This is a genomic window from Streptomyces gelaticus (genome assembly GCF_014649535.1).
Classification (GTDB): Bacteria; Actinomycetota; Actinomycetes; order Streptomycetales; family Streptomycetaceae; genus Streptomyces; species Streptomyces gelaticus.
On record NZ_BMTF01000007.1, the window covers coordinates 338292 to 358033 of the forward strand.

12 protein-coding genes are annotated in these 19742 nt (G+C 67.8%); 4 read left to right on the plus strand and 8 right to left on the minus strand.

Going from position 1 to position 19742, the window contains the following annotated elements:
• Window positions 1-64: 64 nt before the first annotated feature.
• From IE107_RS13835 to ngcE, 3 genes are all read right to left on the minus strand, one after another.
• Window positions 65-982: a carbohydrate ABC transporter permease gene (locus IE107_RS13835; RefSeq protein WP_189544037.1), complete on the minus strand. Its 918-nt coding sequence runs from the start codon at window positions 980-982 to the stop codon at window positions 65-67.
• A gap of 91 nt (window positions 983-1073) precedes the next feature.
• Window positions 1074-1997, minus strand: a complete 924-nt coding sequence (locus IE107_RS13840; RefSeq protein ID WP_189544038.1) for a carbohydrate ABC transporter permease — start codon at window positions 1995-1997, stop codon at window positions 1074-1076.
• Between the two features lie 50 nt (window positions 1998-2047).
• Window positions 2048-3496, minus strand: a complete 1449-nt coding sequence (gene ngcE, locus IE107_RS13845) for an N-acetylglucosamine/diacetylchitobiose ABC transporter substrate-binding protein (protein ID WP_189544039.1) — start codon at window positions 3494-3496, stop codon at window positions 2048-2050.
• Between the two features lie 502 nt (window positions 3497-3998).
• Between ngcE and IE107_RS13850 the strand changes: the two genes are divergently transcribed.
• Window positions 3999-7862 carry a GH92 family glycosyl hydrolase gene (locus tag IE107_RS13850; RefSeq protein WP_189544040.1) on the plus strand — a complete coding sequence of 1288 codons (3864 nt, stop codon included), beginning with the start codon at window positions 3999-4001 and terminating at the stop codon, window positions 7860-7862.
• 96 nt (window positions 7863-7958) lie between these two features.
• Here IE107_RS13850 and IE107_RS13855 read toward each other — a convergent pair whose 3' ends face one another.
• Together IE107_RS13855 and IE107_RS13860 are read right to left on the minus strand one after the other, a co-directional pair.
• Entirely contained in the window at window positions 7959-8603 is a 645-nt protein-coding gene (locus tag IE107_RS13855) for a histidine phosphatase family protein (RefSeq protein ID WP_189544041.1), read from the minus strand.
• A 270-nt stretch (window positions 8604-8873) separates the two neighbouring features.
• Window positions 8874-11744: an AfsR/SARP family transcriptional regulator gene (locus IE107_RS13860; RefSeq protein WP_229866905.1), complete on the minus strand. Its 2871-nt coding sequence runs from the start codon at window positions 11742-11744 to the stop codon at window positions 8874-8876.
• 222 nt (window positions 11745-11966) lie between these two features.
• Between IE107_RS13860 and IE107_RS13865 the strand changes: the two genes are divergently transcribed.
• Window positions 11967-12719: an amidase domain-containing protein gene (locus IE107_RS13865; RefSeq protein ID WP_189544042.1), complete on the plus strand. Its 753-nt coding sequence runs from the start codon at window positions 11967-11969 to the stop codon at window positions 12717-12719.
• Window positions 12720-12806: 87 nt separating this feature from the next.
• On the opposite strand, the gene acnA is transcribed toward IE107_RS13865, so the two are convergent.
• The gene (gene acnA, locus IE107_RS13870; RefSeq protein WP_308434223.1) at window positions 12807-15521 is read right to left on the minus strand and encodes an aconitate hydratase AcnA; all 2715 of its coding nucleotides are present in this window, start codon (window positions 15519-15521) and stop codon (window positions 12807-12809) included.
• 328 nt (window positions 15522-15849) lie between these two features.
• Between acnA and IE107_RS13875 the strand changes: the two genes are divergently transcribed.
• Both IE107_RS13875 and IE107_RS13880 read left to right on the plus strand, forming a co-directional pair.
• Window positions 15850-16458, plus strand: coding sequence for a GNAT family N-acetyltransferase (locus IE107_RS13875; protein WP_189544044.1), 609 nt, complete (start codon window positions 15850-15852; stop codon window positions 16456-16458).
• Between the two features lie 254 nt (window positions 16459-16712).
• The gene (locus IE107_RS13880) at window positions 16713-18242 is read left to right on the plus strand and encodes a helix-turn-helix domain-containing protein (RefSeq protein ID WP_189544045.1); all 1530 of its coding nucleotides are present in this window, start codon (window positions 16713-16715) and stop codon (window positions 18240-18242) included.
• A gap of 237 nt (window positions 18243-18479) precedes the next feature.
• Here IE107_RS13880 and IE107_RS35750 read toward each other — a convergent pair whose 3' ends face one another.
• Both IE107_RS35750 and IE107_RS35755 read right to left on the minus strand, forming a co-directional pair.
• A complete protein-coding gene (locus tag IE107_RS35750) occupies window positions 18480-18866 on the minus strand; it encodes a DUF6308 family protein (protein WP_268246590.1) in 387 nt (128 codons plus the stop codon).
• On the minus strand, window positions 18836-19162 hold the full coding sequence (locus IE107_RS35755) for a DUF6308 family protein (protein ID WP_268246591.1): 327 nt from the start codon (window positions 19160-19162) through the stop codon (window positions 18836-18838). Before IE107_RS35755 ends, IE107_RS35750 begins: the two co-directional genes overlap by 31 nt.
• Between the last annotated feature and the right edge of the window lie 580 nt (window positions 19163-19742).

The following is a 19742-nucleotide window of genomic DNA, read 5'->3' on the forward strand; positions in this document are numbered from 1 at the left end:
GCATGAACCGCCCGCCGGCGCGTGGCCGACGGGCGGTTCGTGTGTACGGGGCAGTGCCTGGCTGCTACTTCACCGCGCCCGCGGTGAGCCCGGCGACGACCTGGCGCTGGAAGATGATGTAGGCGGCGAGGACCGGCAGCATCGCCATCACCAGACCGGCGAAGAGACCGGACCAGTCGCCCTTGTACCCCTGGCTGGTGGCCAGTTCGACCAGGCCCTGGGAGAGCACCCGGTATTTCGGTTCGGTGTTGAGCACCGTCGGCAGCATGTACTGGTTCCACTGCCCCAGGAAGTTGAAGATGCCGACGCTGATCAGGCCGGGCTTCGCCATCGGCAGCATCACCTGGAAGAACGTCCGGGTGTGCGAGGCCCCGTCGAGCATCGCCGCCTCCGCCACCGAGGTCGGCAGCGTCCGGAAGAACGAGGTGAGGAAGAAGACGGTGAACGGCAGCGAGTACGCGATGTAGACCATGATCAGTCCGTGCCGCGTGTTCAGCAGGGCCATGTTGTTCATGACGAAGAACAGCGGGACCAGCGCCAGGATGATCGGGAAACTCATCCCGCCGATGAACAGGAAGTAGACGAAGCGGTTGCCGGGGAAGTCGAACCGCGCCAGTACGTACGCCGCCATCGAGCCGAGCAACAGGGTGCCGACGAGCGAACAACCCACCACCACGACCGTGTTGAAGAAGTAGTCGCTCATGTGCGCCTGGCTCCAGGCACGCGACCAGTTCTCGAAGTGCAGCTTGTCGGGCAGCGCCCACGGCGTCGACAGGATCGAGTCGTCCGTCTTGAACGACGCCATCACCGCCCAGAGCAGCGGCAGGACGACGAGGATCGCCCAGATGATCAGCACGCCGTGCGAGAAGACGTTGAGGACCTGGCCCTCGCCGCTCTTCTCCTTGGCGGCGGGTGCGGGCGCCTTGGCCACCGGGGCCGGGTCGGCGGCCGGTGCGGCGGCAGGGGTGTCAGTCGTCTTCACGTGTACTCACCTCGTACTGTCGAGCCGGACACGGAGGCCGACCTGTGGTGCCTGCTGGGGGTCCGGGGACCGTCTCCCGTCAATCGCAGCATCAGAACTCCAGCCGATCGCGCCGGCCCAGTCGCATCACGATGGCGGCGAAGGCCATGGTGACGATGAGCAGTCCGACACCGATCGTCGTGGCGTAGCCGGCCTGCCCGTCGCGGAAGGCCGTCTGGTACACGTACAGCGGCAGGACCGTGGTCGAGTAGTCGGGGCCGCCGGGGCCCACGGTCATGACCTGTACGGCAGTGAAGGCCTCCACACCGAGGGCCAGGATGCCCATGTACACCCAGCCCGACTGCACCGTGTCCCAGAGCAGCGGAAGGGTGATCTTGAAGAACGTGGTGAAGCGGTTGGCGCCGTCGAGGAGCGCCGCCTCGTAGAAGTCCTTCGGGATGGACGCCATTCCGGCCGAGAACAGCACGACGAAGAAACCGACCGTCGACCAGACCAGCACCGTCATGACGCAGACCAGCGCGAGGCTCGGATCACCCAGCCAGTCCGGCTGTACGGAATCCAGACCGATCGACTTCAGCGTCGAATTCAGCATCCCGCTGGTGGGGTTGAAAGCGAACTGGAAGAGCAGGGCCACGATGACGATCGAGAGCACCTGCGGGAAGAAATAGGCGATCTTGTAGAAACTCGAACCCCGCACGCCGGAGACCGCGGCGTTCTTGCGCCGCCGGCCTCCGACATTGAGCATGAAGGCGAAGAAGAGCGCCAGGCCCAGCGTCACCAGCGGCAGCAGCAGCACGAGCAACACGCTGTGCTGCAACGACTTCCAGAAGATGTCGTCCTTCAGCATCCTCGTGTAGTTGTCGAACCCGACCATCTTGAAGTCCGGGCTCAGGCCGGTCCAGTCCGTGAACGAGTAGTAGATGGACTGGATGAACGGCCAGATGACGAAGACCGCGTACAACGCGAGTGGGAGTATCAAGAATCCCACGATGAAACGGTACTTGCCGTGCTGCATCGTTTACCGACCCCGATCTTTCCGCGGGTGCCGCCGCTGGTGACGGTTGCTCACTGGTGCTTGTAGTGCTTGATGGACTGGTCCTTGGCCGCCGCGTCGGCGAAGGCCTGGATCTTCTTGATGGCTTCCGCCGGGGTCGCACGGCCGGCCATCATCTCGCCGATACCGGCGACACCGATCTGCTCCTTCTGGAGCTTCACGTACCAGTCCTGGAGGCGCGGGTTCACCACGTTGTCGCCGGCCTTCTTCAGCACGTCGACACCGGACTGCATGGCGGTCGACAGGGTCAGACCGTCGGTGCCGCCGTTGAAGGCGCTGAGCGACTTGACCTGCTTGGTGAAGTTCTTCGAGGACTCCTCGGAGAGCATGATGCGCAGCTGCTCCATGCCGCCCTCGGGGTTCTTCGCGTTGGCCGGGACGATGAAGGGCTCGCCGCCGGACGCCCAGATGGTGCCGAAGGGCATCTTGTCGGACGCGTCCAGGCCGGACGGCGGCGCGACCATCATCTTGAAGTCCTTGGGCGTGGTCGGCGCGGCCTCGTTCTCCACCCACGAACCGTTCGGGAGGAAGAGCGCCTTGCCCTTGGTCCACTCGGTCTGCGACTGGATGTGGGTCAGACCGGGGGTGCCCTTGAGGATGTACCCCTTCTTGTACAGCTCGTAGTACGCCTCGAACGCCGCCTTGACCGCGGGGTCCTTCCAGGCGTTCGGCTCCAGGTTGTCGATCTTGTCGAGAACCTCCCGGCCACCGATCTTGGCGATGAACGGGTAGAGCGAGAACGGCAGGTAGTACGGGTACTTACCGGCGTACGTCCAGCCCGCGATGCCCTGCTTCTTCGCCTTCGCGCAGAGGGCGAGCATGTCGTCCCAGGTCTCGGGGTACTGCGCGTCGAGCTTCTCCAGCGCGGTCTGCGAGTACCAGACGCCGTACACGGTGTACGCGTAGTACATGATCCAGACCGGGTCGCCGTCGAACTGGCCCATCTCCAGGACACCGGGGCGCAGCGTGTCGCGGACCTTCTTGCTCGGGTCGTCGATGGAGGGGGCGTCCATCAGCGGCGTCAGGTCGAGCAGCTGCTTCTTGCCGACCAGGACACCCATGTCCATCTGCTCGGCGCCGGAGTTGTCGATCAGGTCCGGCGGGGTGCCACCGTTGAAACGGGGCTGCAGCTGCGACTGGATCTTCTGGGTCGCGACGTGCTTGACCTTCGGCGCCTTCGGGAAGGCCGCGTTGTACTTCTTCTCCGCGTCGATCGCGTACTGCTGGCCGAAGCCGCCGTCGAAGATGACCACCTCGAGCGGGGCCGTCTCATTGACGCCGAGCGGGTTGGCCTTGGTGACCTTGCCCTTCTCGACCTTCTTGTCGCTGCTGCTGTCGCCGCTGGCGCACGCCGACAGGAAGCCCATCGTCGGAACGCTGATCAGGCCGAGTGCGGCCGATCGCTTGATCACATCGCGACGGCCGAGGCCCTCATTCTTGTGGGCGGAGGTGGATCCCATGCTCAAGTCCTCGCCTTCTCCAGGACTCAGGCGGTGTGTACCGGTCGCCCGTCGATATTCGCCTCAGGCGAAGGGCCCCGCCACCGCGGTCAGTTGCGCTTGGGTGGTGCTGATTTCAGGCTAGCCAGGTGCAGTGGGGGGCTCAGGAGGATCGGGCGTCGGAAGCACCCGTCGTGCCGTCCTCGACCGTTCCCCCTTGTCCCCCTTGCCCGCGCCGCCGGAACGGCTGTGCAGACGCCGACAGGTATAGTCCACTCACGGCCGACTGAGCAAGATCGAATGCGAGTTTGAACAGCAGTCTTTCCCGAGTTGAGACCTCGCGGATACATGGCCCGCGCACGCTTCCGATCCGGTTGTAACGATTTCCGCATTCCGGTCGATTCGGCTTGCCATTCCCACCCAATGCCCTTGACACCACCTGGCACTTGACTCCCTACTGGACCTTGCGCATTGCTCTGACAACGTTGTCCAGATGCACTTCCCCCGGGAGGAACAGCTCGACATGCAGCCCCGACATGGTTCTCGCAAGAGACAGAGCCGTACGGCCGCACTGATCGCGGCTTCACTGGTCCTGGTCGTGACCGCCCCCGCCGTGGCCGCCGCGCAGCCGGCCACCCCACAGGAAAAGGGCCGGCCCTCTTCGGGGGACCGGACGTTCAGCTCGTCCTTCGAAGCAGACGAAAAGCAGCCGGACTGGCGCAACACCGTAGAAGAAGGGCCCGACGGAAAGAAGCGGTCATCGGGTGTCGACGGCGGCTTCTCCGCAGGAATACCGGGCAATGTGACCGACAAGGTGACAGATGTCCGCGCCAGTGGTGAGAACACCGGTGGCGGGGAGGTCAAGGAGAACCTGATCGACGGGGAGTCCGGCACCAAGTGGCTGGCCTTCGAACCCACCGGCTGGGTCGAGTTCGATCTCGCCGAACCGGTCAAGGTCGTGACATACGCGCTGACTTCGGCCAATGACCACGCCGAGCGCGACCCGAAGGACTGGACCCTCCAGGGCTCCGCCGACGGCAAGGAGTGGAAGGACCTCGACTCCCGGACCGGCCAGACCTTCACCGAGCGGTTCCGGACGAAGTCGTACGACTTCACATCCGACACGGCATACCAGCACTACCGCCTGCGGATCACGAAGAACAACGGCGCCCCGGACGCCACCCAGCTCGCCGATGTCCAGTTCTCCGACGGCGGCACCTCGGCCCCGGCCCCCGAAGAGATGCGCAGCCAGACCGACCGCGGCCCCTCCGGCTCCCCCACCGCGAAGGCGGGTGCGGGCTTCACCGGCAAGAAGGCCCTGCGGTACGCCGGTACGCACAAGGCGGACGGTCGGGCGTACTCGTACAACAAGGTCTTCGACGTGAACACGGCTGTCACCCGTGACACCTCACTGTCCTATCTGGTCTATCCCCAGATGGGCGAGACCGATCTCTCCTACCCGGCGACGCATGTCGCGGTGGACCTGGCGTTCACGGACGGCACGTATCTGAGCGAACTGCGGGCCACCGACAGCAACGGCGGTCTGCTGACCCCGCAGGGCCAGGCCGATGCGAAGCGGCTGTACGTCAACCAGTGGAACAAGGTCGAGTCGGCGATCGGCACGGTCGCGGCCGGCAGGACCGTGGACCGGATCCTGGTGGCATACGACTCCCCCAAGGGCACGGCGAAGTTCCAGGGCTGGATCGACGACATCGAGATCGCCCCCGAGGCACCCGAGGCACCCGAGGCACCCGAGAAGCGCCTCTCCCATCTCTCCGACTACGCGTCGACGGTCCGCGGCACCAACTCCAGCGGTGCCTTCTCCCGGGGCAACAACTTCCCCGCCACCGCGGTCCCCAACGGCTTCAACTTCTGGACCCCCGTCACCAACGCCGGTTCCACGAGCTGGCTGTACGACTACGCGCGGGGCAACAACGACGACAACCTGCCCACCCTCCAGGCCTTCAGCGCCAGCCACGAGCCGAGCCCCTGGATGGGCGACCGGCAGACCTTCCAGCTGATGCCGTCGGCGGTCGCCGGTACCCCGGACGCCTCCCGCAAGGCGCGTGCACTGCCGTTCCACCACGAGAACGAGACGGCGAAGCCGCACTACTACGGTGTGACGTTCGACAACGGTCTCAAGGCCGAGATGACACCGTCCGACCACGCGGCCCGGATGCGGTTCGCCTACCCCGGTGACGACGCGAGCATCGTCTTCGACAACGTCTCCAACGACGGCGGGCTCACCCTCGACCCCGCCACCAGCTCCTTCACCGGCTTCTCCGACGTCAAGAGCGGCGGCTCGACCGGCGCCACCCGCCTCTTCGTGTACGGCGTCTTCGACGCCCCGGTCACCGCGAGCGGCAAGCTGTCCGGCGGCGGTGGCGACGACGTCACGGGCTACCTCCGCTTCGACGCCGGCCAGGACCGCACGGTCGAACTGCGCCTGGCCACCTCGCTGATCAGCATCGACCAGGCGAAACGGAACCTCGCCGCCGAGATCCCCGCCTCCCGCTCCTTCGGCCGCGTCGCGGACCGGGCGCAGCGGGCCTGGGACGACATCCTGGGCAAGGTGGAGGTCGAAGGCGCCACGGCCGATCAGCTGACCACCCTCTACTCCAGCCTGTACCGGCTGTACCTGTACCCGAACTCGGGCTTCGAGAAGGTCGGCGGCAAGGACAAGTACGCCAGCCCGTTCTCCCCGCAGGTCGGCTCCGACACCCCGACACACACCGGGGCGAAGATCGTCGACGGCAGGGTGTACGTGAACAACGGCTTCTGGGACACCTACCGGACGACCTGGCCCGCGTACTCCCTCCTCACCCCGGACCGGGCCGGCGAGATGGTGGACGGCTTCGTCCAGCAGTACAAGGACGGCGGCTGGATCTCCCGCTGGTCCTCCCCCGGCTACTCCGACCTGATGACCGGCACCTCCTCGGACGTCGCGTTCGCGGACGCCTTTGTCAAGGGCGTGAAGTTCGACGCGGAGGCGGCGTACGACGCGGCGCTGAAGAACGCCACGGCCCTCCCGCCGTCCTCGGGCGTCGGCCGCAAGGGCATGGCGACGTCGCCCTTCGTGGGCTACGCCGACACCTCGACGCACGAGGGCCTTTCCTGGTCGCTGGAGGGCTACCTCAACGACTACGGCATCGCGCGGATGGGCGAGGCTCTCCACAAGAAGACCGGGAAGGCCCGGTACAAGGAGGAGTCCGAGTACTTCCTGAACCGCGCCCGGGGCTACGTCCGGCTCTTCGACGACAGAGCCGGTTTCTTCCAGGGCAAGGACGCCGAGGGCGACTGGCGGCTCCCCGCCCAGAAGTACGACCCCCGGGTCTGGGGCTACGACTACACGGAGACGAACGGCTGGGGGTACGCGTTCACGGCCCCGCAGGACAGCCGCGGTCTGGCGAACCTGTACGGCGGGCGCGACGGCCTGGCGAAGAAGCTCGACATGTACTTCGCCACTCCGGAGACGGCCGGCCCCGAGTTCGTCGGCTCGTACGGCGGTGTCATCCACGAGATGACGGAGGCGCGTGACGTGCGGATGGGGCAGTACGGCCACAGCAACCAGGTCGCGCACCATGTCACATACATGTACGACGCGGCCTCGCAGCCCTGGAAGACGCAGGAGAAGGTCCGCGAGGTCCTGAGCCGGCTCTACACCGGCAGCGACATCGGGCAGGGCTACCACGGCGACGAGGACAACGGCGAGCAGTCGGCCTGGTACCTCTTCTCCTCGCTCGGCTTCTACCCGCTGGTCATGGGCAGCGGCGAGTACGCGATCGGCTCCCCGCTCTTCGAGAAGACCACCGTCCACCTGGAGAACGGCCACGACCTGGTGGTCAGGGCCCCGAAGAACAGCGCGAAGAACGTCTATGTGCAGGGCCTGAGGGTCAACGGCAAGAAGTGGAACTCGACTTCGCTGCCGCACGACCTGCTGGCCGGGGGCGGCGTGCTGGACTTCGACATGGGTCCGAAGCCGTCGTCGTGGGGCACCGGCAAGGACGCGGCGCCGACGTCGATCACCACGGACGACAAGGTGGCGTCGCCACGGGCGGACGTGATCAAGGGCGACGGCGCCCTGTTCGACAACACGTCGGCCACCTCGGCGAAGGTCACCACGGTGGACCTGCCGGTCCCCTCGGCCGCCGAGGCGGTCCAGTACACACTGACGTCGAACAGGGCGGCCGGGGCCCCGGCCGGCTGGGTCCTCCAGGGCTCGTCGGACGGCACGACGTGGAAGGACCTCGACAAGCGATCGGCCGAGTCCTTCGCCTGGGACAAGCAGACGAGGGTGTTCTCGGTGGGCGAGCCCGGCTCGTACGCGCACTACCGTCTGGTGTTCGCCGGTGAAGGGACGCTGGCGGAGCTGGAGTTGCTCTCCTGACCCCGTGAGTTCCGCCTGCGTCAGGGCCGTCGGCCGGTACCCCGCCCCGGGGACCGGCCGTCGGTCCGCTCACGGGGCGGCGCGGCTCCCGCCCGCTCAGTCGTGTTCGGGGGGCTCAGGTACTGCCCCGGGGACCAGGCTCTCGGGCAGTGTCACATTCCACGCCGTGATGACCGGCTTCCCGTGCTCGGTGCCGAGCCGGGAGACGGCGCCCGTGGCGAGCTGGAACAGTGTGCCCTCGGCCGGCGTCAGGCCGAGGTAGCGGGCGGTGAGCACGCGCAGGAAGTGCGAGTGGGCGACGAGCGCGATGTCCTCGTCCGTATCACGGAGCGCCGCCCGGGCGGCCTCGGCCAGCACCCGGTCGGCGCGGGCGCCGACCTCGGCGGGGGTTTCCCCGGGATGCGCCTCGGGACCGGAGGCGACTCCGTCGGTCCAGAGGTTCCACTCGGGGCGGGTGCGGCGGATCTCGTCGGTGGTCACCCCTTCGTAGCCGCCGTAGTCCCATTCGCGCAGCTCGGGCGTGATGCGTGGTGCGGCAAGACCGGCGAGCTCCGCGGTGCGCCGGGCGCGTACGGCGGGGCTGACGAGGGTCAGCGCGATCCGCCGGTCGGCGAGCAGGGGCGCCAGCGCGCGGGCCTGCCGCTCCCCGGAGGGGGTCAGGGGCAGATCGGTGTAGCTCGTGTGCTGCCCGGACCGCGACCACTCCGTCTCGCCGTGCCGGATCAGGATCAGCTCGCCCATGATGATTCCGCTCTCTCTGTACATGTTGTCGCTGGGTGAACCCGCGGGCCCACGATCGCATTCCACCGCGTCGTCGGCAGGCGCGGCTCGCCCTCGGGCGTCCGGGCAGCGGTGGGACATCCACCGGTGGCGCGTTCCGGGATTCCCGGCGCACTGCGTCCGCGCGCCGCTGCGTTGCGGCGGCCCGGCCCTTCCGGACACCGGCCCGGGCGGCCTTCGTGCAGAGCGTCGAGCGGTGGAGCGGCAAGTGTTTCACCGGCCGGTCGGCCCTCAGGGGCTCTCCGGACCGTCCGGACCGTCCTCATCCGGTGGACTGCCGAGGTCGCGCAGGAGTTCACGGACCTGGTTCACCTCGGGGCTGAGCACCTGGATGTCGAGGTAGATGCTGAGGGCCTCGCGCAGGACGTCCCTGGCGGATTCGACGGCTTCGGTCGCGCGGTGGGCCTGGCTCAGATGGACCAGCGTCTCGGCCTCGTTGTAGCGGTGCCCCAGCGCGCGGTTGAGGTCGAGGCTGTGCTGATAGCAGTCGATGGCCTTCGTGTGTTCGCCGAGGCGGTGGTAGGCGTAGCCGAGGGTGTCCCAGGTGCCGGCCCGGCCTCGCTCGTCGCCCAGTTCCCGCTGGATCACCAGGGCCTCCTGGCAGCGGCGTACCGATGCCTCGTGGTCCCCGAGCTGGGTGTGGTCCCAGGCCACGGCGTTCAGGGCGCGGGCCCGTCCCGGGAGGTTTCCGGCCGAGGTGAAATATTCGACGGCGCTGCGGTCGTGCCGCAGCGCGGCGGCGTTGTCGTCCTCGCGCTCGTACAGCCAGCCGACGGCGAGGTGGGTGTGGGCGGCGGAGAGGTGATCGCCGTTGGTCTCCGCGAGGGCCAGCGCATGGGCCAGTTCCTGGTGGGCTTCCGCGAAGCGCCCGGTCTCCGTGCAGGCCCAGGCGAGCGCGCGGCGGGACTCCGCCTGGGCGGCCGGATCCCCGAGGCGGACCGCGGCGGCGAGCGCGGTGCTGTGCACGGCGGTGACGTCGGCCCACCACGCCCGGCGGGCGAGGAAGGTGGTGATCGCCCAGGCCATCCGCCATGCCTGGGCGTCGTGTCCGGCACGTACCGCATGGTTGACGGCCGCGGTCAGCACGGTGTGTTCGCTCGCGAACCACTCCATGGCCCGGTCGGCGTCGGCGAATTCCTCAAGGCGCGTGCCGTGCGCCGGGGACGTCGGCGCGAGCGGGTCGCGGTGCGGCAGCAGGAGCCGGTCGGCCGCGTAGGCGGTGTGCGCGTAGTGGTCGAGTACGCGGGTGAGTGCCGCTTCCGCTTCCCCGGCGGGGGCGACGTTCTCCGTCATCTCCAGGGCGTACGCGCGCAGCAGGTCGTGGCAGGTGAAGCGGCCGGGGACGCGTTCCTGGACGAGGTGGTGTGCCTGGAGGCGGTGCAGCCGGTTACGGAGGCGGGGAAGCGGCAGGCCGGTGAGGCTGGCGGCGGCGGGCAGGCCGATGTCCGCCCCGGGTGCCTGGGCGAACTGCCGGAAGACCCGGGCGGATTCGGTGTCGAGTGCGAGATAGGAGGAGGCGAAGACGATCCGCATGTCGCCGTTCGGTTCGCCCGTCTCCAGGGCGTCCAGCGGGGTCGCCGCTTCCCTGAGTTCGGCCGCCAGGGCGATCAGGGTGAGCATCGGGTCGGTGGTCAGGCGGGCGGCGAGGACGCTGATGGCGATGGGGAGCCCGGCGCAGTGGCGGAGGAGTTCCGTCGCCGCTCCGGGTTCGGCGGCGATCCGGTCGGAGCCGAGGCGGCGGACGAGCAGATCGCGCGCCTCGGCGGGGTCGAGCGTCTCCAGGGTGAGCTGGGCGGCGCCGTGGGAGGCGGCGAGGCCGGGCAGCCGGTGACGGCTCGTTATCAGGACCGTACAGGTGGGGCTGCCGGGTAACAGGGGCACCACCTGGTCGGTGTCCCGGGCGTTGTCGAGCACGATGAGCAGGCGCCGGTCCGCCGTGAGGCTCCGGTACAGCGCGGCCTGGGACTGGGGGGTGGCGGGGAGGCTCCCGGGGTCGGCGCCGAGGGCTTCCAGGAAACCGCGCATGACCGCGTACGGATCTGCGGGTTCACCGGAGGGAGTGAATCCCTGGAGATCGGCGAAGAGCTGACCGTCGGGAAAGTGCTCCTGCCAGCCATGGGCCCAGCGCAGTGCCAGCGAGGTCTTGCCGACGCCGCCGGTGCCGCAGATCACTGCGATCGGCACGGTCCCGCCATGCGGTTCGCCCTGTGGCGCCAACAGTTTGTCCAGGCGGACCAGTTCGCCGTCCCGACCGGCCAGCAGGGGCGGCGGAGCGGGCAGTTGTCTGGGGTGGGTCGTGGTGGCGTGTGCTGTGGTGGGGTGCGCCGGTTCGGGCGCGGTGTCGCGCGCCGGCGGGGCGAGCCGCGGATCCGAGATCAGGATCTGCTGGTGCAGGCTCCGCAGCGGCGGCGCCGGGTCGATGCCCAGCTCCTCGACGAGCCGGCGGCTCAGCGATTGGTAGTGGTTGAGGGCGTCGGCGGGGCGCCCGCCGCGGTAGAGGGCGAGCATCAGCGCTCCGGCGAGCCGTTCGTCCAGCGGGTTGTCCTCGGCGAGCGGGGCCAGCACGGTCACCAGCTCGGTGTGGAAGCCGCGGCGCAGCTGGAGTTCGCTCCAGTCCAGCACGGCGGCGAGGCGTTCGACCTGCGCCGCCTCGCGCCGGGAGTTGAACCACGGGGTGTCCATGCCGGGACAGAGCTCTCCCTGCCAGGCCGCGAGGGCCTCCTCGAAGAGGCGCGCCGCCGCCGTCTCGTCCCCCGCGTGCGCGGTGGTCCTGGCCCTTGCGGTGAGGGCCCGGAAGCGGTGCAGGTCGGCGGCCGTGGCGGCGACGGTCAGCACGTATCCTCCCGACCGCCGCGCGATCGGCGCGTCCTGGCCCGCGGTACGTAACGCGTGGCGCAGCCTGGAGAGGTAGCTGTACAGCGTCGGCAGGGCGCGTTGCGGGGCATGCTCACCCCAGATCCGGTCCACGAGTTCGTCCGCCGTGACCACCTGACCGGCTTCGAGGAGCAGCACGGCCAGGACGCGCTGCTGCCGTGCGGGCCCCAGGTCCAGCCGGTGGCCGTCGACGCGGGCCTCGACCCCTCCCAGCACGCGGAACTCCACGGCCACTCCACCCACCCCCCGGGCGCGATCCTAGACCGAAGCCAATGGCTCGGAGCAGCTGTTTCAAGCTCTTTCCAAGGTTGCGACAGGGTCGCCGGAGCACGGTGATGTCCATCCCGTCGGACAGGTTCGGGGACGGGCTCCCGGAGAAGACAGTGAAGCCGGCAGCCGAGGACCCACCTGCCGAGAAGCAGGACAGCAGCCCGATCTCAAGGAGCAGACATGCGTATTCGCCATGCCCTGGCGACGGCCGGCCTCGGCACCGTGCTCACCCTGGGGGTCACGACGTACCCCGCGACCGCCGTCCAGGCCGACACGGCCAGTACGGTCGGTACTGCCGGCGCGCTCGGCAACAAGATAGCCGCGCAGGCGCTCGGTCAGTACACCAGCAAGAACGCCGAGGTGAAGAAGCGCAAGTACGAAGGCGCGGCCAACGGTGTCAACGCCAAGAACAACTGCAACTTCTACACCGGCTTCTGGACCGACCCGCGCAACCGCCGCTTCGACGGCACGAAGGCCCCGCGCACCGGTACCAACGGCGCCACCTGCGGCACGAGCAAGGGTTACATGTACGTCAAGGGCACCAAGACCTGGACGCCCGTGAAGTGGAAGTCCCGCGCCTGGTGCTCCGACTTCGCGAAGTACACCTGGTACTGGGGCGGCGCGAAGGTGACGGGGATCAACGCGGCCGCCTCTTCCTTCCGCAGCTACGGGCTCACCAACCGCACCTGGCACACCCGCGCCGAGGTGGCCAAGAAGAACGGCTACGTACCGAAGAAGGGCGATGTCGTCAGCTACGACTGGAACAGGGACGGTGTCATCGACCACGTCGGTGTCCTCACCGCCTACAGCACCAAGTACAAGGCCTACTTCTCCGTGGAGGGCAACTCCAGCGAGAAGCTCAACTACAAGAACACCAAGCAGTCGGCGGTGTCGAAGTACGTCGTCGGCTACACCTCGCCCAGGGCGCTCTAGCCGACCGTGCAACGGTGAGCCGGTACGGGAAAGGGCCGCACCCCTTCGTCCTGCGAAGAGGTGCGGCCCACTGCCCCGCCGGATCGGCTACTTGCGGATCAGGCTGCGGAGCACGTACTGCATGATGCCGCCGTTGCGGTAGTAGTCCGCCTCACCGGGGGTGTCGATGCGGACGACCGCGTCGAACTCCACACCGGTGTCGGTGGTCACCTTGACCGTGCGCGGCGTGGTGCCGTTGTTCAGCTCGGTCACGCCGGTGAAGGAGAAGGTCTCCTCGCCGGTCAGGCCGAGAGCCTCGGCGCTCGCACCCTCCGGGAACTGGAGCGGGAGGACACCCATGCCGATGAGGTTCGAGCGGTGGATGCGCTCGTAGGACTCGGCGATGACGGCCTTGACGCCGAGGAGCGCGGTGCCCTTGGCGGCCCAGTCGCGGGACGAGCCGGAGCCGTACTCCTTGCCCGCCAGGATGACCAGCGGGGTGCCGGCGGCCTGGTAGTTCTGCGAGGCGTCGTAGATGAACGACACCGGAGCGTCGGCCTGGGTGAAGTCGCGGGTGAAGCCACCCTCGGTGCCCGGGGCGATCTGGTTGCGCAGGCGGATGTTGGCGAAGGTGCCGCGGATCATGACCTCGTGGTTGCCTCGGCGCGAGCCGTAGGAGTTGAAGTCACGACGCTCGACGCCGTGCTCCGTGAGGTACTTGCCGGCCGGGGTGTCGGCCTTGATCGCACCGGCCGGGGAGATGTGGTCGGTGGTGACCGAGTCGCCGAGCTTGGCGAGCACCCGGGCGCCGGTGATGTCCTCGACCGGGGTCGTCTCCATCGTCATGCCCTCGAAGTACGGGGGCTTGCGCACGTAGGTGGACTGCGGGTCCCACTCGAAGGTGTTGCCGGTCGGGATCGCCAGCGCCTGCCACTGGGCGTCGCCCGCGAAGACGTCCTGGTAGGACTTGTTGAACATGTCCTCGCCGATGGCGTTGGCGACGACGTCGTTCACCTCGGCCTCGGTGGGCCAGATGTCGGTGAGGTAGACCGGCTTGCCGTCCTGGTCGATGCCCAGGGCGTCCTTGGTGATGTCCACCTTCATCGAACCGGCGATGGCGTACGCGACGACCAGCGGCGGGGACGCCAGGTAGTTCATCTTGACGTCGGGGTTGATCCGGCCCTCGAAGTTGCGGTTGCCGGAGAGCACCGAGGTCACGGCCAGGTCGTGCTCGTTGACGGCCTTGGAGACCTCCTCCGGCAGCGGGCCGGAGTTGCCGATGCAGGTGGTGCAGCCGTAGCCGACGAGGTTGAAGCCGACCTTGTCGAGGTACGGGGTGAGGCCCGCCTTGTCGAAGTAGTCGGTGACGACCTTCGAGCCCGGGGCGAGGGTGGTCTTGACCCACGGCTTGCGGGTCAGGCCCTTCTCGACCGCCTTCTTCGCCACGAGCGCCGCGGCGACCATGACGTACGGGTTCGAGGTGTTGGTGCAGGAGGTGATCGCGGCGACGGTGACGGCGCCGTGGTCGATCTCGTACGTCGTGCCGTCGGGGGCCGTGACCGTGGTCGGGCGCGACGGGACGCCGTTGTGGGCGGCCGGGGAGTCGGAGGCCGGGAAGGACTCCTTGCCCGCCTCCTCGTCGTCCGAGACGTAGTTGCGCACGTCCAGGGCGAACTGCTCCTTGGCGTTCGCGAGGACGATGCGGTCCTGCGGGCGCTTCGGGCCGGCGATCGACGGGACGACCGTCGACAGGTCCAGCTCCAGCTTCTCGGAGAAGTCCGGCTCGGCGGCCGGGTCGAGCCAGAGACCCTGCTCCTTGGCGTACGCCTCGACGAGCGCGACCTGCTGCTCGTCACGGCCGGTCAGGCGCAGGTACTTCAGCGTCTCGTCGTCGATCGGGAAGATCGCGGCGGTGGAGCCGAACTCCGGCGACATGTTGCCGATGGTGGCACGGTTCGCGAGCGAGGTGGCGGCGACGCCCTCACCGTAGAACTCGACGAACTTGCCGACGACACCGTGCTTGCGGAGCATCTCGGTGATGGTCAGCACCAGGTCGGTGGCGGTGGTGCCGGCCGGGAGCTCGCCGGTCAGCTTGAAGCCGACGACGCGCGGAATGAGCATGGAGACCGGCTGGCCGAGCATCGCGGCCTCGGCCTCGATGCCGCCGACGCCCCAGCCCAGCACGCCGAGGCCGTTGACCATGGTGGTGTGCGAGTCGGTGCCGACGAGGGTGTCGGGGTACGCCTGCCCGTTGCGGACCATGACCGTACGGGCCAGGTGCTCGATGTTGACCTGGTGGACGATGCCGGTGCCCGGGGGGACGACCTTGAACTCGTCGAAGGCGGTCTGGCCCCAGCGCAGGAACTGGTAGCGCTCCTTGTTGCGGCCGTACTCCAGCTCGACGTTCTGGCCGAAGGCGTCCTTCGTACCGAACTTGTCGGCGATGACGGAGTGGTCGATGACCAGCTCGGCCGGGGCGAGGGGGTTGATCTTGGCCGGGTCGCCGCCCAGCTCCTTGACGGCCTCACGCATGGTGGCGAGGTCCACGACACACGGCACACCGGTGAAGTCCTGCATGATCACGCGGGCCGGCGTGAACTGGATCTCCTGGCTGGGCTGTGCCTGGGAGTCCCAGCCGCCGAGCGCCCGGATGTGGTCGGCGGTGATGTTCGCGCCGTCCTCGGTGCGGAGCAGGTTCTCCAGCAGCACCTTCAGGCTGTAGGGGAGGCGCGCGGAGCCCTCGACCTTGTCCAGCTTGAAGATCTCGTACGACTCGTCGCCCACGCGCAGCGTGCTGCGGGCGTCGAAGCTGTTCGCCGACACGACAGTCTCCTTCATCAATGTGCGCGTACTCCGCGCCGCGCCTATCAGGCCGGGCGCCGCGTGGTGCCGCCTCCGGCCCCTCGACCATCCGCTAAGGTAAGGCTCAGTTAGGTAAGCCTTACCGGGTGGCGGACTGCGGTGCGCCTTCGGCATATATCTCGATGTCGAGATAACTCTAGTACATCACCGTCGCACGGTCATGCGCGGGCGCCACCGATCTGTCTCAGTGAAGGCCGAGTGCGCCCTCAGGACCACCGCCCCGCCCTTCACCGCCCCGACCCCACCACCCCGCCTCGCCGTCCAAGATCACCGGAGGCAGAATGCCCGTATGCCGATACCGCATACGCCGAGAACGGCGACCGTCGACGACGCCGCGCAGATCAGCCACTCCCTGACCCTCGCCTTCGACGACGACCCGATGATGCGCTCGTTCTTCCCCGACGACTCCTCGCGCCAGGCGTCACTGGGCAGTTACTTCACCACCATCTTCACCCGGCAGTACGTCCACAGCAGCGTGTGCGAGCGCACCGAGTCCGCGGCGGCCTTCTGGGTGCCGCCGGAGGCGCAGTCCAAGGCCGTTCCCGACGCGGAGACCATCCAGGAACTGCTGAACATCCTCGGCGACCGGGCGGGGCTGTTCAAGGACACCGTCGAGACGGCCGCCAGGCACACGCCCGAGGAACCGCACTGGTACCTGGCGTTGATCGGCGCCGACCCCGCCGCCCAGGGCCAGGGCCAGGGTGCCGCCCTGCTGCGCTCCGGGCTGGCCAAGGCCGATGCGGCGGGCCTGCCCGCCTACCTGGAGTCCTCGAAGGCGGCCAACCTCCCCTTCTACGAACACTTCGGCTTCACCGTGCGCGAAGAGGTGCAGCTACCGGAGAACGGCCCGACGCTGTGGGCCATGTGGCGCGAGCCGCACCGTCCGGCCGACGGCTGATCGTTGTGGACGTGGACGCCGGCGACAATCGTGGCGACCGCCCTCCCCGCCGGCCCCTCCCCCACCGCCCCCCGTACGGACGCACACCGCGCGCGGTCGCGGCGGTCCGAGTGGACCATGGAACGCACAGCACACACCGGACCCGCTCATTCCACCAGGCCCGACCTGCGACTTCCGTGCCGACACGCGCGGGTGTCACCCGAACACCACACCCCGGCACAGGTCCCATCTCATATCTGAGATAACCTTTCGTCATGTCAGACGATTACCTCGTACGCATCGGCAAGCTCATCCGTGACGCCCGTCAGCATCGGGGCTGGACACAGAGCCAGCTCGCCGAGGCGCTCGCCACCAGCCAGAGCGCCGTGAACCGCATCGAGCGCGGCAATCAAAACATCAGTCTTGAGATGATCGCGCGCATCGGTGAGGCACTCGACAGCGAGATCGTGTCGCTCGGCTACGCCGGGCCCATGCACTTGCGGGTGGTCGGCGGCCGTCGGCTCTCGGGCTCCATCGACGTCAAGACGAGCAAGAACGCGTGCGTGGCACTGCTCTGCGCCTCGCTGCTGAACAAGGGCCGTACGGTGCTGCGCCGGGTGGCCCGGATCGAGGAGGTCTACCGCCTCCTGGAGGTGCTGAACTCCATAGGCGTGCGGACCCGGTGGATCAACGAGGGAACCGATCTGGAGATCGTCCCGCCGACCCGGCTCGACCTGGACGCCATCGACGCGGACGCCGCCCGCCGGACCCGCTCCATCATCATGTTCCTCGGCCCGCTGTTGCATCGCATGGACCGGTTCAAGCTTCCGTACGCGGGCGGTTGCGACCTCGGTACGCGGACCATCGAGCCGCACATGATCGCGCTGCGCCGCTTCGGCCTGGAGATCGCCGCGACCGAGGGGATCTACCACGCCCAGGTCGACCACTCGGTCACACCCGGCCGCCCCATCGTGCTGACCGAGCGCGGCGACACCGTGACCGAGAACGCGCTGCTGGCCGCCGCCCGCCACGACGGCACCACCGTCATCCGCAACGCGTCCTCCAACTACATGGTCCAGGACCTCTGTTTCTTCCTGGAGGCGCTCGGTATACGCATCGACGGCATAGGCACGACCACGCTGACCGTGCACGGCGTCCCGCACATAGACGTCGACGTCGACTACTCCCCCTCCGAGGACCCGGTCGAGGCGATGAGCCTTCTCGCCGCCGCCGTGGTGACGGAGTCCCAACTGACGATCCGCCGGGTGCCGATCGAGTTCCTGGAGATCGAGCTCGCGGTCCTCGAGGAAATGGGCGTCGACTGCGACCGTACGACGGAGTACGCCGCCGACAACGGCCGCACCCGACTGGTCGACCTCACTGTCCGGCCCTCCAAACTGGAGGCGCCGATCGACAAGATCCACCCCATGCCGTTCCCCGGGCTCAACATCGACAATGTGCCCTTCTTCGCGGCGATCGCCGCCTCGGCCCAGGGCCAGACCCTCATCCACGACTGGGTCTACGACAACCGGGCCATCTACCTCACCGACCTGAACCGCCTCGGCGGCAGGCTCCAACTCCTGGACCCGCACCGGGTACTGGTCGAGGGACCGACCCGGTGGCGCGCCGCCGAGATGATGTGCCCGCCCGCACTGCGCCCCGCCGTGGTGGTGCTGCTCGCCATGATGGCGGCGGAGGGCACGTCCGTACTGCGCAACGTGTATGTGATCAACCGCGGTTACGAGGAGCTCGCGGAGCGCCTCAACTCCGTGGGCGCGCAGATCGAGATCTTCCGCGACATCTGAAAGCCTGCAGAAGAAACACCGTCACCCCCCTCCTGACCTGCACAAATGCAAGGCGAGGAGGGGCGTGACGGAGTCCCTGGGACTTTTCTGGGACTTTGAACCAGGAACGACGGCTTACGAACACCGCCCTCTCCACATGATGAGTCATCGGCAGCACATCAAATTTGGGGGCAGCCGATCAGACTGCCAGCTCGGTGGCCTCCGCCTACGCCTCCCCGCCGCACTCCGCCCGAGAGCTCAGCTCGTCGGGACCTGCCCCTGCCGTCCTTGATGCATCCAGGCGATGACGTCGAACACACGCAGGACGCCGATGTCCTCACCGATCCCCGCCTTGTTGCGGAAACGGGCCAACTGATCATAGAAGGCACCATTGTGCGCCCGCAGAGCTGCAGCCAGCACTGCCCAGAAGGAGTGGTCTGTCTTCGGTCGCTCAAAGAGCTGCTTGATGCAGATGTCGTAGATGGGGATGAGGTGGGGACGCTTGCGTGCCAGCAGTTTGCCTGCGACAACCGGGCCGCTACCGTCGAGCTTGCCGGGGTACTGCTTGGTGCCAGCCAGGCGTTCCCAGAATTCCCACGCCGGTCCGCCCTCCGCTATGAGTGCATCACTTCGGGGGTCCTCCAAAATGCGTCACGAGGGATGAGCGACAGCAGGCGCGCCCAGTGCCCGTCGGAGTCGGTCAGCAAGTTGATCGCCCCATGCGGCTCCAGGAAGACACTGAGCGTGGTGATGGCCACCATGTCGTTGCTGTCGAAGCGGTCCTCGACGTGCTCGGCGTCCCCGCCCCCGCCCAGGCGCTCGAAGGACGCGCCGGAATAGAACAGGTCGCCGCATGAGCGTCGTCGGGTGAAGTGCTCACCCAGCAGGCTCACAGCCTTCTCGTCGCCCCAGTAGATCTCTGGGATCTTCAACTCGATCACCCGAAGCCCTCAGCTCCATCGCCACCAGCGATGTGTCGCGATGGCGGGCCCGAGCTCGGGCCCGCGCCCTGCGTCTGCCCCTCTTGTACGTGGCGGCGAACTCCGTCAGCATCAGCCGGGCGCTATCGAACCGCTTGGCCTCGAACTGTGAGATCCCGCAGGCGTATTCGCCATACCGGATGAATCCGTCGGTCTTCCCGGCTAGTACTGAGACCGACTTATTGGGCAGCGAGAGGGCCGTCGCACGGAGTTGGTGCAGCGCGCCCCTGGCCGCGCAGGAGTTACTCCCGCCGGACGGTCCGGTTCTGCTCCGATTTCCACCCGGATGCCTCGGCCTTGCCTTCCCTGCCTGCACCAAGCCCGGAGATGTCTCATCCAGCTCGTCGCGGTCCCTGCTGGCCGAAATAGATCAATGTGATGCACGACACGGTTGACCACCATGCTTGATCAACACATGATCCACACAGATTCTTTTAAAGAAAAACTAAGGGGATGGGTGGGGCGTGTTTACTCAGGGACGGAGGCACAGCTGGCATCAGACGGTGCGAAGTTGGACGATAGCCGTCGCGCTTCTAGGGAG

What these genes read in the sequence shown, in the direction of transcription:
- IE107_RS13840 (WP_189544038.1), bottom strand. Translation starts at nt 1,997, where the DNA reads ATGCAGCACGGCAAGTACCGTTTCATCGTGGGATTCTTGATACTCCCA.
- ngcE (WP_189544039.1), bottom strand. Translation starts at nt 3,496, where the DNA reads ATGGGATCCACCTCCGCCCACAAGAATGAGGGCCTCGGCCGTCGCGAT.
- IE107_RS13850 (WP_189544040.1), top strand. Translation starts at nt 3,999, where the DNA reads ATGCAGCCCCGACATGGTTCTCGCAAGAGACAGAGCCGTACGGCCGCA.
- IE107_RS13855 (WP_189544041.1), bottom strand. Translation starts at nt 8,603, where the DNA reads ATGGGCGAGCTGATCCTGATCCGGCACGGCGAGACGGAGTGGTCGCGG.
- IE107_RS13865 (WP_189544042.1), top strand. Translation starts at nt 11,967, where the DNA reads ATGCGTATTCGCCATGCCCTGGCGACGGCCGGCCTCGGCACCGTGCTC.
- IE107_RS13875 (WP_189544044.1), top strand. Translation starts at nt 15,850, where the DNA reads ATGCCGATACCGCATACGCCGAGAACGGCGACCGTCGACGACGCCGCG.
- IE107_RS13880 (WP_189544045.1), top strand. Translation starts at nt 16,713, where the DNA reads ATGTCAGACGATTACCTCGTACGCATCGGCAAGCTCATCCGTGACGCC.